Consider the following 15701-nt stretch of genomic DNA (forward strand, 5'->3'; position numbering starts at 1 on the left):
CACGCGGCTTTTTTTATTCCCGTAAACGACCAAGTTTTGTCGCAAAGACCAACAAACTAAATGACAATCCGATCGTGGCCGCCACCCATGCCCACGCTAACTCCATCCGCCCCGATTCCATGGCCATGTAGACAGCGGTCGGGATCGTTTGCGTTTTTCCTGGAATATTGCCGGCAAACATGAGCGTTGCGCCAAACTCCCCGAGGCTGCGGGCAAATGACAGCACTGCCCCGGATAATAACGCGTGTCTGGCCAGCGGCAGCGAAATATGCCAAAAGACTTGGCGCTCATTCGCCCCATCGATGCGCGCCGCCCCTTCAATGGTTGGATCGACCGCTTCAAGCCCGGCTTTGGCCGCCTGATACATGAGCGGAAATGACACGACCACGGCGGCCATCACCGCGGCACCGGGCGTAAACAGTACGGTCATATGAAACGACGCTTCGATCCACTGGCCGATGGGACTATGTCGGCCAAACAAGACGACGAGCAAAAACCCGACGACCGACGGCGGCAAGACGAGCGGCAGCATAAACACCGTCTCCACCACTGTCTTGCCGCGAAACCGACGGCGCGCCATCCGCCTCGCCGCCGCTGTCCCTAAGACCGCGACAATCAATCCAGCGAGGAGCGATACTTTGATCGATAACCAAACCGGTGACCAAAACGATGTCATGAGTCAGCCTCTCTTTGTTCCATCTCCATCCTCACTATACGAAAACGAGCAGGCAAGCGCTGTGACACTGCTCACATTGATTGTATCATATGGGCGGGGAAATCCGGTTTAGAAAAATTTGTGACAACCTGCACAAAAAAAGTGACAAACGGTGATTTTTTTCACTCTGTCCTCACTGTGATGTTTTTTACAATAGAAACAGCCGAACAAATGGAGGTGTCAATCATGGAACGGCAAAGCCAACTAGTGGAGAAACGAGATTTTTCCCTCTTGCGCTCATGGCTGCAATCGTCGAAAAAAGTGATTCCGCTTCGCAAACATTCGTTTTTGTTTCAAGAAGGAATGCCGGCCAACGAGCTGTATTTGATTCTTTCCGGCAAGGTGCAAGTAAGCAAAATTTGCCCCGATGGAAAAGAAATGTGTTTCCGCATTTGCGGAAGCGGAGAAATCGTCGGCGAGCTGACGCTGTTTACGAATGATGCCCGCTATTTATTGACCGCCAAAGTGATTGAACCGGGTGAAGCAGCGGTGATGAAGAAAAGCGAACTCGAAGAGCAGCTGCTGATTAATCCGACCCTTACCCTTGAATATATGCGTTGGATCAGCAAGCATGCCCGGCGAACGCAGACGAAGTTTCGTGACTTGATGATGAACGGTAAAAAAGGGGCGCTTTATTCGACGCTCATTCGCCTATGCAACAGCTATGGCGTCCCGCTTGAGGACGGGAGTATTTTCATTGATGTGACGTTAAAAAACCAGGACTTAGCCAACTTTTGCGGCACAACGCGCGAAAGCGTCAATCGGATGCTCAATGCGTTAAAGCAAGACGGGATTATTTCGATGAAGCGGGGGAGAATTACCGTCCACGATTTGAACTATTTAAAAACGGAAATCCAATGCGAAGATTGCCCACCGGATATTTGTTGCATTGAATGAGCACGGCGTTTTTATTTTGGAGTCAATCCCCCCGCTTCGCTAACGCCTGAAGTGTGGGGGGGGCTCGTTACCAATATGTAACCGCCCCTCAAACAATAAAGCAACCATCAACACATTTTGGCGCACTGATGGAAAGAGCGCCCGGCCCACCGTTGTTCGCGGTCTGCCGGCCGCTCTCCTTTTTCTTTATCTACTGTGATATGCATCACTTCGTTTTCTCTCAATCTCTCTATAATTAAGAAGTATAAGGCTTTGGGCGGCATCCATCCCGTTTGGGGGAACGGGATCGATCAATGTCCGCTCGTTTCCGCGCCGTCGTCTTCGCCGGTTTCGGTCACCTTCAGCATGGCGACGGCTCCTTTTTGAGCATGATTAAACTGGTGAGTGACGATCGGATACGTTCCCGGGCGGGTGACGGTAAATTCGACGACCGCACCGCCGCTTGCCGGAAGCATCACCGTCTGCATTCCTTGCAAATGGTTGTTCGGGTTGCCATCAAGGTACACATCATCGAAGACCGTGCCGACAACGTGGAACGAGCTCACTTCGTTCGGACCGACGTTGTTGACATACAAGCGGATCTTCTCTCCGACTTTCGCCAATAACGGCTTTTCTTTAAGAGTAAATGTGTCTCCGTTCGTATTCGGGTCGCCAAGTTTAAGCGCCTTCGCTGAGAAGACGACATAGCTTGGCACGCCGTTTTGGAAGTCGCTCATATCGTTATATTTATACCATTCATTTTGGATGAGCACATATTCGCGGTCCACTTCCTTGTCGGTTGGATAACCGTTTTTCGGCTTGACGATGATGACGCCGTGCATGCCGTTGGCGATATGCTGCAAGACTGGTTTTGTGCCGCAATGATACATAAACACGCCCGGTTTGTTTGCCGGATAGGTGAACGTTCCCGATTTGTTCGGCATCACGTCAATAAAGTCTTTTGACGGTGAGGCGTAAACGGCGTGAAAATCCATGCTGTGAGGAATGGCTGGGTCCATATTTTTCAGCGTAAAATGGATCGTATCCCCTTCATGGACAACGACGAGCGGTCCGGGCGCCTGGCCGTTAAACGTCCATGCTTTGTACATTTTTCCTTTGTCAATTTCAATATCGGTAATTTGCGCGGTCATTTCGATGCGGACATCATGGGGCCCGACCCGCTCCATTTTCAATGGCACTGGTGCTTGATTCACTCCTTGGTGTGCAGCTAAAACGTTCATCGCTGACTGTTGCGCAGCCGCCGTTTCGCCTTTGTTTTCCGCCTTCGCCTGCTCTCCTCCGTTATTGCACGCCGCTAAAAGCGAAGCCGCCAGCACGGTCAACAACAATGCACATCCATTTCGGTTCATCATTCTTCCCTCCTCTAACGGAATTGGTTTACACCTTCAGCGTACGCCATTTCAGCCTCCCCTCTAGTGATTTGTATCACCAAGAAGCACGCATATTTGAAGGGTTTGTGAAACGATGAACAATATGTTTATCGCTACTGTAAAAACGATAAGGGGCGTACTCACGTTGGCTAACGGACAACAGGCATTTCGTTTTCTGAATCGTCATCTTCTGTCACCAGCGCCGTTGAGTCCATCGTGCCTGGTGGACAATAAAACGAGGCCAAAAGTGGATACTTTTGACCTCTTTCGATGGTTACGATGCGTACCGTTTCGCCGGTTCGCCTGCTTTTTTGCCAAAGACGATTCGATTCAATAAGAAGCAGATTAAGGTAAATAGGCTGAGAAGCATGAACCCGAGCGCGTAAGAACCAGTGGCGTCTTTGATGATGCCCATTAAAATCGGTGGGAAAAAGCCGCCCAGTCCGCCCCAAGCGCCGACAAGACCGGTGACGGCGCCCGTTTCCGCCGGGAACAGCTGCGGCACGAGTTTGAATACCGCGCCGTTTCCCAACCCAGACATCACCGCCAATAACAGGCAGGCTGCCGTCATCATCCAAATGTTTTCCATTCCAAATGCAATCACCAAGGCGCCAATTGTCATTCCAGCGTAGACGAACGTCAATACCCGCTCGGCGCCGATTTTATCGCCGAGGTTGCCGCCGACTGGCCGCGCAAGGGTGGCGAGTACGGTAAATCCAGCCGCGCGCATCCCGGCATCGACCGGTGTCAGCCCATACAAGTCAACGAGGAGCGACGGCAAGTAAATGCCAAAGGCGACAAATGCTCCGAATGTGACGAAGTAAAACAGCGACAATGTCCACGTATGTTTGTATTTCAACACCGACAGCGATTCGCGCATCGTTTTTTGTTGCTTTGGCTTCGGCATATCCGGCGTGAAAAACCAAACGAGAATCAGCATGACGACAACTGGGATGATCATTCCCCAAAACGCCCACGAGACGCCGAAAGCGGCAGCGATCGATGGAACCGAAAAGCTGGCGACCGCTGTACCGAAGTTGCCCATCGCGTTAATCCCAAGCGCCGTCCCTTGCTTTTCCGGCGGAGTCAAGCGCGACACGAACGTTACCGAGATCGCGAACGACGTCCCGGCCATGCCGATGAAAAACGCCCAAAACATTAACATCGCATACGAATCCGCAAACCCTGCGCCGATGAGCGGAACGATTAAAAACAGCAACAACAGCGAAAACAGCCTTCGTCCGCCGATCCGATCCGTCCAAATGCCAAGCGGTAGGCGCATGATCGAGCCAAGCAGCACCGGAATGGCGACTAACATGCTTTTTTGCGTCGATGTCAGGCCGTACATCTCTTGGAACGTGCTCGCCAGCGGCGAAAAGACGGCCCAAACCGCGAACGAAAACATCATGGCGAATGTCGTAATGGGCAGCAGCGCTTTTTGTTTATTCATGAAAAGCCCCTCCCTAATCTTCAAAAATATGTGGCTTTGTTTGTAATTCCATCATACGCGGGCGAAGGAAATTGATTTGTGAGGTTTATCACGTTCTTGCTCGTTGTCACCATTTTGTCAAAGTCGCTGTCACTGTTTCGCCACATATAGAAAAAGAGGGTGTCTCAAAAAGCGATGAGACGCCCTCTTCATTACCGCATACACGCATCCGCCTCGTCCGGACATCCTATATACCGTGTTTCACTCAAATACAACGGTTCTTTTGAATCAGCCCCATGATTTGACCGCATATGAAGCCATAAGGAACGCCGTTCAGCTGAACACGCACCCCTCCCAAACTGCTTGTTGCAAACAGCCTGTTCCCTCACCCACTCGCCCGTATCTCCTGCCTCATAAACAGCAGATAGGCGGCCGCAAAACAAATGAGGGTGGCGGCGACAAGGGCGGTTGCCTGCGGCCAAATGAGCAGCAAACTTTGCGAAAACGGAAGCGGCCCCGCGATAGCGCCAGCCGTTTGTTCCACTGTGACGATGCCCAATGTCCGGACATCCGGTGAAAGCAGCGCCGCCGTTGATTCGCTGAACAAGTAGCTCGGAGACAGCCGCATCAATCCGATCACCCACTCTTGCCGGCCGACGGCCTGTTCGACGGACGTGATCGAACTAGATGGCAAAAACGATTTGGCAAACACTTCAACGATCATTGAGTAAAACAAATGAAAAAACAGCCACACCGCGAGCGACGATAACGCGGATGTCGCCGCTTGGCGGAAGACGACAGAAAACAAAATGCCAAGATTCAGCCAAAAGGCGATGTAAACAAGGCATAGCAACAAGAAACAAACCATGCGCGCAAACTCCTCGGCGGTCGGCGGAATGCCCAAAACCAAAATCCCCAACGCCGTTACAAGCAAGCCGAGGGAAAGAAACAACGCGGCATTCAACAACAACGCCGCGACAAACTTGCCGTTGATCACATAGTCGCGCGGAATCGGCTGCGCCATAAGTCGGCTTAACGTTCCTCGGCTCCGCTCCGAATTGATGGCATCAAATCCAAGCGCGATGCCAAGCAGCGGCCCGAGAAAACTAACGAAGGTGATAAACGACGGCAATGTTCCGTCGGAGACGGTGAACAGTTTTAAAAACAAATACGAACCTTTGGCGACTTCTTTCGCTTCTTCCGAGGAATCGAGCGCCTCGCGAATCGTTGTCATGGCGGTGTACAGCGAGCCGAAACACGTCAATAAAATGATGGCCACTAAAATAATAATGCGCCAGCTCGTCAAGTAATCAGCCAGTTCCTTCTTCACCAGCGCCCCAAAGGCGCTCGACGCCCTGACCGTTTCCTTTGTTTCGCTAGCTGCTTTGCCTTCCGCCCGTTCCATCCATCGTCTTGCCCCTTGCCAAATGTCTTTTGCCCATTGCTGGGCCTTACTCGCCTTCACGCGCCTCCCTCCCCTCAAAGTAGCGGTGGTAAATTTCATCAAGCCCGAAATCGCGGCGGCTGAGATGGAACAGAGAGGCATTCGACTCGACGATCGTTCGGCTGATGTGAGCGCTCACGTCAGTCTGACAATAAACATCCAACCCATTTCCCATCCGCTCCACCTTGTTGACGCCGGGAATCGCCTCGATTTTGGACTGCAAGGAGGCGTCAAGCGGTGAAGCGGCCACATGGATGACATAGGCATCTTGCAAAAACAACTGCCGCGCCAACTGTTCCATATTCCCTTCGGCCAGCAGTTTCCCATCAACGAACAAGCCAACCCGGTCGCAAATTTGTTGCACATGATGCAATTGGTGCGAGGACAGCAGTACAGTAATGCCCTCATTGCGGCTCAAATCGCGGATCAGCCGCAGCAGCTCACGCACTCCTTCCGGGTCGATGCCCAACGTCGGCTCATCCAAAATGATCACTTCCGGACGCTTGATCAACACATCGGCCAGGCCGAGCCGCTGCCTCATCCCCCGCGAGTATTTCCCCGCTTTCTTATGAGCCGCATCGGTCAAGTCGACTTGTTCGAACAGCTCCCATGCCCGCTTTTCCGCCTCAGGATGGGGGATGCCGTTTAACGCCGCTGTGTACAGCACATTTTCCAATCCAGTCATATGGGGATAAAAGCCGACATCATCTGGCAAATACCCGACTGTTCGTTTCACTTCAATCGGATTTCGCACCGGATCGATGCCGCATACGCTCACCGAGCCGGACGTCGGCTCCGTGAGCCCAAGCATCATCAAAATCGTCGTCGTCTTTCCCGCCCCATTCGGGCCGAGAAGCCCGAAAATCTCCCCTTTGCGAATGGAGAAGGACAAACGGTCAACCGCCTGGTAGTCACCGTACCTTTTAGAAAGGTTGTTCAGCTCGATGACAGTAGGTGCTTCCATGCTTACCTCCTCCCGTATTTTTTCACTAAATAGTAGAGCCCTCCCGCCACTCCGACAATGATCAGCACCGCCACCACGCCCCAAACGGTCGATGTTTTGACCGAGACGCGAAACACGGCCTCCGACGACGCTTCCGCGGTTTGCGCTCGGAAGTTGACAACATAATCCCCGGCGATGGCTTCATCCGATGCTTTGATCTTCGCCTTGATCGTTTTCGAATCGCCCGGATTTAGTTGGGCGATCGTGCTTTGGTCAAATTCAACTTCCCAATCAGGCGGAGTGTCGGCCGTCATATTGACGTCCAGAAGCGGGGCGCTTCCAGTGTTTTTGACGACAAGATCGACTACCTTTTCATTCCCAGCCGTCACATCCGTGCTCACGTTTCCGGATGGCGTCGTCAGTTTCAGCTCATACGTGCCGGTGATGACCGCCTCTAATGTCAGCTCGGCCGATGTATCGCTCGTTTGCGCCTTGATCGGAATTTTGTACGTGCCCGCTTTCACATTTTCCGGCGGTTTTACCTCTACGGTGATGTCTTTGGACTCATTCGGCTCAAGCTTGACCGATGTAATCGAATCGCCACCTGACGTAAAGGAAACTTGCCAGCCTTTTTTCGCCGCCGAACTTAGCGCGTAATTTTGCGTTTTGGCCGTTCGGTTTTTCAGCGTGACATCATACGTGAAGCTTGAATCGGCATGCCCTTCTAAATTCGTTTGTTCCGCCGTCAGTTCCGTTTTAAACGATCCTTGTTCAGTGACCTTGACAAGCAAAGGCAGCCGCGCGGAACCCGATTCACTTTTCGCAACGAAGGCAACCCGATAATCCCCTTTGTCGACATCAAGAGGCACGGTCACCTCCACATGGATCTCTTCCTCTTTTCCACCTCTCACAGACAGTTGCTCAATGTTTCTCCCTCCGGCGACGATCGATGTCGACCATCCTTTCGGCAGGTCGTCAAACGAGAACGTGACGTTCTCAATAGCTGAACCGTTGTTGATGACATTGACCGTGTAGTCGATCGTCTCCCCCGGCGTCACGGAAAGCCCGGTGTACGGTGTAAAAAGAACAACACCGCTCGCCGCCGATGTCGGGCGGATCGCAAGAAAAAAGGAAAAGAGGGTCAACACCATGACAAAAACCATCATTGTTCGTTTTGACACCATGTTTCACTCCTCTCCTTGTTTTTCATTCTGTATACGCCGGAGAAAGCCAAATGGATTTGTTTTGCGCCAAAAAAATGACTAAAATGGAGACGAAGACAAAGAGGCGGCGAATGGCGAGCCATCAAAACAATGGGGCCGATCGATGCAATGCAATGTTGCTTCTTACTAAAAACGGGAGGTGGGACAAGATGGAAAATCGCTGGGAGGACGCTGAACTGCTCAAGAAAATCGCCGAAGGCTCCCGCACCGCCTTTGACCGTTTTTACGAAAAATACGCTCCGATCGTTTATCATATCGCCCTGCAAATCGTCGGCGACAAGGCGGAAGCGGAAGATGTCAGCCAAGACGTGTTTCTCGAAATCTTGCAAAAACCAACCCAATTTGATCCGAAACGGGGAAGCGTCAAGGCTTTCCTCGCCGTCAAAACAAAAAGCCGGTCGTTGGATCGGCTCCGCAAGAACAGACATCTGTTAGTCAGCAGGCTCGAGGAAGCCGCTTTGAAGGAAAAGGGGGCGGAATTCTACTTTCTCCGTCAGCTGGAACAACAAATCATTTTGGATGCCTTAACCCATCTCCCTGAGGCACAACGGCAAGCCATCATTCACTTTTACTTTCGCGGCGAAACCCAGCGGGAAATCGCCGCGGCGATGAACAAGCCGCTAGGCTCCATCAAGTCGCTCATCCGCTACGGGCTGCGCAATTTGCGAAAACAACAAGCATTGTTCCGCTGGTTGGAAGCCGGGAGAGGTGAAAACAAGCATGAAGCATAGCCATATTCCGGAAACGAAAATCGTCGATTGGATGCTCGGGACGCTGCCGGAACAAGAAAAAGAAGCCGTGTCGAGCCATCTCCGCCAATGCGCCTCCTGTCAAAACGCGCTCAAGGCATGGGAAGCGATCGGGATGAAGGCGACATCACGACCTGGCGAACCTCCTTCCGCCATGAAAGAGCAAATTTGGGCCAAGGCAGAGGCGCAAAAGCGGGCGAAGCGAGTGCAGCACCGTTTCCGGTGGGCATCCGGGCTGGCGGGCGCGGCGCTCGTCGCATTTCTTTTCTTCTTCCGCTCTTCCTTTTCTGGCGATGAGCGTGTCGTTCCACACGAACCGAGCAACGACCATTACCGGTATGTCGTTGTCGAAGCCCCGCCCGAACGAATCGTTCATCATCCGGAAACGAAGCGATTTCCGATCGAACCGTTGGCCCATTTCGAACAGCTGAACGGAACGATTTGGCTCAATGATGATACGAAAGAAATGGTGATGGAGGTCGAAGGTCTCAAGCCGTTCGCCGCTCGCGACTACCAATTGTGGATTGTGTACACGGATAACGAGATGAAAGGAGAGCTATTGACGATCCGCCATGGGACATCGCGTATTTTGATCACCGGCGAGGACGTCAAACGGTTCAAACAAATTAAAGCGAGCCTCGAACCAAAAGGGGGAAGCGTGACGCCGACCGGGCCGGAAACGTTTATTGTTGATCTCAAACACAAATAGACGCCAAAGCCCCCTTTTGCCACAGGCCAGCGGCCCGTGTCGCTCGCGCATTGATCCATCCGCCGCCGCAAAAAAGCCCCCGCTGCGTTCGGGGGCGGCAAGCCGATCCGGGGACAGCCTCCCCCGTTGGCCTAGCGGCGGTTTGCTTTTTTGTTTCGCAGCGCCTTCGGAATATAGATGCAGTACGGTTCGCTTTCCAAATAATCGCCCGTTACGGCGTAAGCGCGCGAACGCGAGCCGCCGCACACGTGGCGGAATTCGCAGACGCCGCATTTTCCTTTGTATTGGTCCGGATTGCGCAAGTCTCGGAAAATCGGCGAATGCCGGTAAATGTCCGCAAGCGGCGTTTCCCGGACGTTCCCGGCTTTGACCGGCAACAGCCCGCTCGGATAGACGTCGCCGATATGGGAAATAAAGATGAAGCCGTTGCCGTCATTCACCCCTTTCGGCGCGCGGCCGAGTCCGTCGACTTGTCCGGTTAATCCTTTATTCAAGACATCTTCGTAGTGAATGCCGCTGTTCGCCGTTTTTCCTTCGCGCATTTTCGCCTGCAGCACAACGCGGCGGTAATGCTGGCCGGCTGTCGTTTTAATGTCAAACGGAACGCGCTTGCTCGTCTCATACAGCCAGCGGAACACCTGCTCATGCTCGAGGGGGGAAATCATATCCGACTCTTTCCCTCTTCCTGTCGGGACAAGGAAAAAAACGCTCCAAAGAACACATTTCAGCTTCTCAATCAATTCCACCATTTCATCGAGCACATGAACGTTGTACCGCGAAATGACGGTGTTGATTTGCACAGGAATATCGAGCTCATGCAAGTATTGAATCGCACGGATCGTCAAATCAAACGAGCCGCTCGTACCACGGAAATGGTCGTGAATCTCGGCGTTCGGCCCGTCAAGACTGAACGCCCAGCGCGCCAGGCCGACTTCTTTCGCTTTGCGGATCGCCTCTTTCGTCACGTTGGGCGTCGCGCTTGGCGTCATGGACACGCGCAACCCTTTATCGATCGCATATTTCGCCAAATCGTACACATCCGGCCGCATGAGCGGGTCGCCGCCGGTAAAGACGAGCATCGGCTGGTCCATATCGTAAATCTCGTCAATGAGCTTTTTCCCCTCCTCAAACGTCAACTCGCGCGGATCGCGATGATATTGCGCCTCGGCACGGCAATGAAGGCATTTTAATTGACACGCCCTTGTCAATTCCCAAATCACAATAAACGGATTTTCATGGAAATCGCGCATCCCATTCCCTCCTTGGCCTCCATTGTACCGCAATGGCTGGACGCGTTATGTGATATCCATCACATCCACAGCCGACAGCGATCGTGCCATGAGCGAAGATGACAGCCGTATGGTACAAGCGGTATAAGTGAAAACGAGTGGAGATGAGACGATGCTAAACGGGATCTCGTACCACGCCAAAAACATTTTGCTCAAATCGCCCAGCGCATTGTACCAAAACCAATTCCTCGATGTGTACGGACTTCACGAACTCCCGCGAATCAAAGCGCTGTTGCCGAACGAATTTCCGTCTGTACGGGCGGATGACAAACGCGCCGACACCGTGTTTCTTCTCGAAGATGATTCCAATTCTGCTTCTTGAGTACGAAAGCAACGAACGATTCATTGACAACCATTTGAAGTATCTTGAGTATGCTTGCTGAATCTTGCACACATCCTACCAACAGGAAAAACGAATCCGGCCGATTCGCATGGTTGTGATTTACAAAAGCGATGTCACAAGCGTCCGCCAACAGCTGGACGCCGGAGATTTGTTTCTTTCATCCAAAGCGGTGTTGCTTGGTGAATTCAACGGGGATGCGATTTTTCACGCCATTGAAGAAAAAATCCATAACGGTGAACCACTTACCCCCGGAGAGACGATGAAGCTCATCCCCGTTCCGCTCATGCACGCCCGCTTCGACCGGCAAACGATGATCGAAAAAAAACGATCGAACTGGTGAAAACGATCGACGAGGAACCGAAACAGCTGCACATCATCGCCGGTGTGTTGACAGCTACGGACAAGTTTATTGACCCGTCATACGCCCAAAAAGGAAAGGAGTGGATGAAAATGAATAAAGTCTTTCGTTTACTCGTAGAAGATCTAGAACAGGAAAAAGAGAAAGCGGTCAAACAAGCCGAAAAAACAGAAAGCCATCGAAATCGCGAAAAACTTGCTTGACGTCCTGCCTATTCACGAAGCCGCGAAACGAACGGGGCTGACCGTCGCCGAAGTGGCGGACTTGGCGAAGGAAATGGACCAAAATCAACCTCCACTCCAATAACGCAAAAGAGCCGAGGCCGTGCGGTTCTTTTTTCGCACTGTTGCCGTTTCATAAAATTTAAGGTCATCACCAAAAGGTGCACTTGACCTTTCATTGACAATAGAAACGTTATTGTACAGGCGAAATCATTTTTAACTTGCGTATCATGAGCGTCTTTCTGTATCAAGTATATTTGATGGTGAAGAGCCGGGAAAAAGAACAATTCCGTGGTCAAGGACGGCTCTTTCGATCAGCAAAAGATATATCCCCCCATCTTACCGATACTCTTCTTCCTTATTGACATTGCGCCATACGTTTTCATCCGCGGCAAGCTGTTGGGCGTCAACATAGCGGACGCGGGCGCCGTCAAGAAGCGAGACCATCCGTCGTTCGCCGGCATCAAGCAGCTTGGCGATCATCGGGCGAAGCCGCTGGTGGTACAAGGCGACCAATGGCTCCGGGCGACCGTCATGGAGCGGAACGACGGCGTCAAAGGACGGATCGGCATAGGCGGCGAGCCGTTCCGTTACGTCCTTGTCCATATACGGCATGTCGCACGGCAGGACGAACACCCAATCGGATTGGCTCTGTTCCATGGCGGTGTAAATGCCGGCAAGCGGCCCAGAGCCGCGGTAACCCTCCACATCGAGCAGCACCGGGATATCCGTTCGCCGACGAAACTCGTCGACAAGCGCCGGATGGCTGATGAGATACAATTCGTCAACGATCGGAGCAAGCGCGGCGACAGACCAAGCGAAAAATGGCGCTCCTTGATGCAACGCGAACGCCTTCGGCCGTCCAAACCGGCGCGACTGGCCGCCGGCCAGCACCACTCCAGCAATCGTTTGTTTCATCACGATCCCCCTCCCAGACCTCGTCTGTTCCTACCGTACCATACGAACCGGCGAAAAAAAAGATTTCCGCCTGCCGACGGAAACCCTCATGGAGCGGATGAGTTATTTTTTGCCGATGGCCACCCACCAGACGTCCGGTCCTTCCTCTAAGTACTCCCATGTAAACTGATCCGGACGCTCCATCATAAACTGGTATTGCAACGGACGCGGGTCATGGTCGTTGACAAGCTCCATCACCTCCCCCGGCTTCAGGCTGTCAAACAGCCGGAAAATTGCGGGATGGCGATCGCGCGGCGGATAATCCGGAGCATGGATTTTTGCAGCAAATTGGCTCATAACGTTGGCCTCCTTTGTAGTATAATGAATTATATACTTATCATAGCCGCTTTCACCTAGGACGGTAGTGATGAGCATCACAGTCGTCTGGTGAACATTTTTCAATCCCCGTGAAAGGAGAAATGGCGGTTGGAAGAGCTTGTTGGCTTTTGCGCGCAATGCGGCAAGCCGATCCATTGTTTGCATGGATTTTTAAACGGCGTCATCAGCGAAGGAAAGGAGACATTGTACTGTTTTCCTTGCCATGAAAAGCAAAAGGAGAAAGAACACGCCAAGCCCGATCAATGTTGCAAGTAGTTGAAAACGTTCGCAAATGAAAGGCACAGCGGCATTCCGCTGTGCCTATTTGTTATTCTTCTTCCGCTAAGTTCGCCACCGGCAGCTCTTCCCCTTCGCCGTGCGTTGGCTTGCGCAAATGGAACAGCACCTTGATCGCAAAGACAAGCAACGCGACGACGCCGATCAAAAAGATCGTATCCGGAAGAAAGCGGACAAGCAGCAAGTTTTGGACGATATCTTGTTGCAAGAACGAAGGTGAACGCGACGCCCAATAGCCATTGACAAACGCTTCCTTAATTTGCAAAATCCCGACTGGAAGGAGCGTGATGGCGATCATGCCGGCCAATCCGATGTTTAACATCCAGCACGAGAACTTCAACCATTTGTCATTCCACGCCTCTGGCTTGACAATGTTGCGCAGCGAGTAAAGGAGCACGGCGATGGCAAACATGCCGTACACGCCCATCATCGCCCCGTGGCCGTGGGCCGGCGTTAAGAATTGCCCGTGTTCAAAGTAGCTGACTGCCGGCAAGTTGATCAGGAAGCCGAGCACCCCTGCGCCGACCAAGTTCCAAATGGCGGTTGAAATCAAGAACCAGAACGTCGCTTTGTACAGGAAGTTGACTCCACCGTCGCGCATCATTTTGTATTGCTCGTACGCTTCCAAAATGAGCAGCGTGAGAGGAATGACTTCAAGCGCCGAGAACACGGCGCCAAGGGCAATCCATATTTCCGGCGAACCGTTGTAGTAGTAGTGGTGGCCGATGCCGATGACACCGCTGCCCAATAAAATCGTAAATTGGAAGTATAGCGCCCGGACCGTCGATTTTTTCGTCACCAATCTCATTTGTACGAGCAAGAACCCGATGACGACAACGGCGAACACTTCAAAAATGCCTTCCACCCATAAGTGGATGATCCACCAGCGCCAGAAGTCAGCCATCGTAAAGTTCGTGTCCGGTTCGATAAAGAACGCGAAGATGTAAAAGAACGGAACGGCAATGGCGGAGTAAAACAGCAAGTGGATGAGCCCGCCTTTGTCGCTTTCCCGCTTCAGTCCGCGTTTGACGCCGCGGAAGACGATGACCAGCCAAAGGAGCATGCCGACCACTAAAATAATTTGCCAAATGCGGCCGAGCTCAATATATTCCCAACCTTGATGGCCAAACAGGAACCATTTGTTTCCTAAATAGCCGTTGACGCCGAGCCATTGGCCGATCATGCTGCCCCCGACAAGGACAACAAGCGCCCAAAAGAGCAAATCGACAAGCAACCCTTGCTTTTTCGGTTCTTGCCCACCGACAAGCGGAGCGATGAAAATCCCCATGCCAAGCCAAGCGGTGGCAATCCAGAAAATCGCCAGTTGCAAGTGATATCCTTTGGCAATGTTAAACGGCAATACGTCATGGATCCATTTGATGCCAAAGAAGCTGTCCGGTTCTGTATAATAGTGAGCAAGCAATGCCCCGAACATCGTTTGGACGAAAAAGAGCGCCGATACGACGACGAAATATTTACCCGCTTTCACCTGCGACGGGGTAAGCGGCTGCCGCCGCAAATCGATGACCGGAAACTTCCCTTCGGCATACGCTTCTTGCATGCTTAATTGGTAGCGATGGAACACGTACAAAATGATCCCGATAAACAAAATCAAAATCGTGACGCTCGCGCCGCTCCACCATACCGCGGAAAACGACATCGTATTGCCGGCGTCCTCATAGTACGGCCAGTTGTTCGTATACGTAATCTCGTCGCCAATTCTGAGCGTGCTCGACAGCCAAGCCGTCCAGAAGAAAAAGTCGGCAATTTGTTGAATTTGATCCCCATCCGCAACCCAAGCGCGATCCGCTTTTGGCATGTCGCTTTCTTTGATCAATCCTTTTTTCAATCCCCAGCCGTCACCATTGGTGAAAACGTCGCGGTAATAGTCGCGCACTTTTTCCAACCCGTGGACTTGTGCATCTGTCAAGACAAGCACATCCGTAACCGGATTGTAGCGGTTTTTCCGCATCTCTTTAATCACTTGTTCACGGATGATCGACTTCTCATCGTCCGTTAAATCGGCAAACGGTTTGTGATACCGTTCTTTCGCCTTGTAATCTTGCATGCCTTCCGTGTACACTTTCAGCGCTTCCGCCGTATAGTCCGGCCCCATATACGACCCGTGGCCAAGCACCGTACCATAATCCATCAATCCATATTTTTGGAACACAGCTTGCCCGCCGACGATCGTTTCTTTCGTCATCAACACTTGGCCGCTTTCACTGCGCACTTCTTTCGGCCTTGGCGCCATTTCTTTAAAAATCCAATATCCGCCGACGAGCAGGACGGTAAAGCTAATTAAAATAGTGAAAATGAGAATCGATTTAAGAAAACTGTTGGTTGTTTGCCACCCAGGCCGGATGTTCGGGCGGACCGTTCGGTTCACTTCCATGTGAGGCAACCTCCTTCTCGTTTGTTCGCCCCCATTGTAGCGCG

The 15701-nt window shown here is 52.1% G+C and carries 14 protein-coding genes and 1 pseudogene; 5 read left to right on the plus strand and 10 right to left on the minus strand.

Annotated elements, in window-relative coordinates; all coding sequences use genetic code 11:
* Positions 1-13: 13 nt before the first annotated feature.
* On the minus strand, positions 14-676 hold the full coding sequence (gene modB / locus IC803_RS13405; protein WP_081207801.1) for a molybdate ABC transporter permease subunit: 663 nt from the start codon (positions 674-676) through the stop codon (positions 14-16).
* 225 nt (positions 677-901) lie between these two features.
* On the opposite strand from modB, the gene IC803_RS13410 reads away from it, so the two are divergent.
* Positions 902-1612 (plus strand): Crp/Fnr family transcriptional regulator, encoded by a 711-nt coding sequence (locus tag IC803_RS13410; protein WP_081207800.1) that lies wholly within the window; start codon positions 902-904, stop codon positions 1610-1612.
* 290 nt (positions 1613-1902) lie between these two features.
* On the opposite strand, the gene IC803_RS13415 is transcribed toward IC803_RS13410, so the two are convergent.
* From IC803_RS13415 to IC803_RS13435, 5 genes are all read right to left on the minus strand, one after another.
* Entirely contained in the window at positions 1903-2961 is a 1059-nt protein-coding gene (locus IC803_RS13415; protein WP_081207799.1) for a multicopper oxidase domain-containing protein, read from the minus strand.
* 295 nt (positions 2962-3256) lie between these two features.
* Entirely contained in the window at positions 3257-4432 is a 1176-nt protein-coding gene (locus IC803_RS13420; RefSeq protein WP_184318345.1) for an MFS transporter, read from the minus strand.
* A gap of 364 nt (positions 4433-4796) precedes the next feature.
* Positions 4797-5816, minus strand: coding sequence for an ABC transporter permease (locus IC803_RS13425; RefSeq protein WP_369826932.1), 1020 nt, complete (start codon positions 5814-5816; stop codon positions 4797-4799).
* Between the two features lie 46 nt (positions 5817-5862).
* A complete protein-coding gene (locus IC803_RS13430) occupies positions 5863-6819 on the minus strand; it encodes an ABC transporter ATP-binding protein (protein ID WP_081207796.1) in 957 nt (318 codons plus the stop codon).
* 2 nt (positions 6820-6821) lie between these two features.
* Positions 6822-7961 (minus strand): COG1470 family protein, encoded by a 1140-nt coding sequence (locus IC803_RS13435; RefSeq protein WP_081207827.1) that lies wholly within the window; start codon positions 7959-7961, stop codon positions 6822-6824.
* Positions 7962-8170: 209 nt separating this feature from the next.
* Between IC803_RS13435 and IC803_RS13440 the strand changes: the two genes are divergently transcribed.
* Entirely contained in the window at positions 8171-8752 is a 582-nt protein-coding gene (locus IC803_RS13440; RefSeq protein WP_081207795.1) for a sigma-70 family RNA polymerase sigma factor, read from the plus strand.
* A complete protein-coding gene (locus tag IC803_RS13445) occupies positions 8742-9479 on the plus strand; it encodes an anti-sigma factor (protein WP_081207794.1) in 738 nt (245 codons plus the stop codon). The genes IC803_RS13440 and IC803_RS13445 overlap by 11 nt, the downstream gene beginning before the upstream one ends.
* A gap of 131 nt (positions 9480-9610) precedes the next feature.
* On the opposite strand, the gene IC803_RS13450 is transcribed toward IC803_RS13445, so the two are convergent.
* A complete protein-coding gene (locus IC803_RS13450; protein ID WP_081207793.1) occupies positions 9611-10729 on the minus strand; it encodes a TIGR04053 family radical SAM/SPASM domain-containing protein in 1119 nt (372 codons plus the stop codon).
* A gap of 151 nt (positions 10730-10880) precedes the next feature.
* Between IC803_RS13450 and IC803_RS13455 the strand changes: the two are divergent.
* A pseudogene (locus tag IC803_RS13455) lies at positions 10881-11775 on the plus strand (transcriptional regulator).
* Positions 11776-12029: 254 nt separating this feature from the next.
* Here the strand turns inward: IC803_RS13455 and IC803_RS13460 are convergent.
* Together IC803_RS13460 and IC803_RS13465 are read right to left on the minus strand one after the other, a co-directional pair.
* Positions 12030-12608, minus strand: coding sequence for a molybdenum cofactor guanylyltransferase (locus tag IC803_RS13460; RefSeq protein ID WP_081207792.1), 579 nt, complete (start codon positions 12606-12608; stop codon positions 12030-12032).
* A gap of 102 nt (positions 12609-12710) precedes the next feature.
* Positions 12711-12944 (minus strand): DUF2249 domain-containing protein, encoded by a 234-nt coding sequence (locus IC803_RS13465; protein WP_081207791.1) that lies wholly within the window; start codon positions 12942-12944, stop codon positions 12711-12713.
* Between the two features lie 129 nt (positions 12945-13073).
* Here IC803_RS13465 and IC803_RS13470 point away from each other — a divergent pair, with 129 nt between their 5' ends.
* A complete protein-coding gene (locus IC803_RS13470) occupies positions 13074-13241 on the plus strand; it encodes a hypothetical protein (protein WP_190304216.1) in 168 nt (55 codons plus the stop codon).
* Positions 13242-13293: 52 nt separating this feature from the next.
* Here IC803_RS13470 and IC803_RS13475 read toward each other — a convergent pair whose 3' ends face one another.
* Positions 13294-15657, minus strand: coding sequence for a nitric-oxide reductase large subunit (locus IC803_RS13475; RefSeq protein WP_081207790.1), 2364 nt, complete (start codon positions 15655-15657; stop codon positions 13294-13296).
* Between the last annotated feature and the right edge of the window lie 44 nt (positions 15658-15701).

The sequence above is a fragment of the Geobacillus sp. 46C-IIa genome (assembly GCF_014679505.1).
In the GTDB taxonomy this organism is placed as follows: Bacteria; Bacillota; Bacilli; order Bacillales; family Anoxybacillaceae; genus Geobacillus.

Bases quoted from the DNA above. Each gene is read 5' to 3' on its own strand.
- IC803_RS13440 (WP_081207795.1), top strand. From the start codon at position 8,171: ATGGAAAATCGCTGGGAGGACGCTGAACTGCTCAAGAAAATCGCCGAA.
- IC803_RS13475 (WP_081207790.1), bottom strand. From the start codon at position 15,657: ATGGAAGTGAACCGAACGGTCCGCCCGAACATCCGGCCTGGGTGGCAA.
- IC803_RS13445 (WP_081207794.1), top strand. From the start codon at position 8,742: ATGAAGCATAGCCATATTCCGGAAACGAAAATCGTCGATTGGATGCTC.
- IC803_RS13450 (WP_081207793.1), bottom strand. From the start codon at position 10,729: ATGCGCGATTTCCATGAAAATCCGTTTATTGTGATTTGGGAATTGACA.
- modB (WP_081207801.1), bottom strand. From the start codon at position 676: ATGACATCGTTTTGGTCACCGGTTTGGTTATCGATCAAAGTATCGCTC.
- IC803_RS13425 (WP_369826932.1), bottom strand. From the start codon at position 5,816: ATGGAACGGGCGGAAGGCAAAGCAGCTAGCGAAACAAAGGAAACGGTC.
- IC803_RS13410 (WP_081207800.1), top strand. From the start codon at position 902: ATGGAACGGCAAAGCCAACTAGTGGAGAAACGAGATTTTTCCCTCTTG.
- IC803_RS13465 (WP_081207791.1), bottom strand. From the start codon at position 12,944: ATGAGCCAATTTGCTGCAAAAATCCATGCTCCGGATTATCCGCCGCGC.
- IC803_RS13415 (WP_081207799.1), bottom strand. From the start codon at position 2,961: ATGAACCGAAATGGATGTGCATTGTTGTTGACCGTGCTGGCGGCTTCG.
- IC803_RS13430 (WP_081207796.1), bottom strand. From the start codon at position 6,819: ATGGAAGCACCTACTGTCATCGAGCTGAACAACCTTTCTAAAAGGTAC.
- IC803_RS13420 (WP_184318345.1), bottom strand. From the start codon at position 4,432: ATGAATAAACAAAAAGCGCTGCTGCCCATTACGACATTCGCCATGATG.
- IC803_RS13460 (WP_081207792.1), bottom strand. From the start codon at position 12,608: ATGAAACAAACGATTGCTGGAGTGGTGCTGGCCGGCGGCCAGTCGCGC.
- IC803_RS13435 (WP_081207827.1), bottom strand. From the start codon at position 7,961: ATGGTTTTTGTCATGGTGTTGACCCTCTTTTCCTTTTTTCTTGCGATC.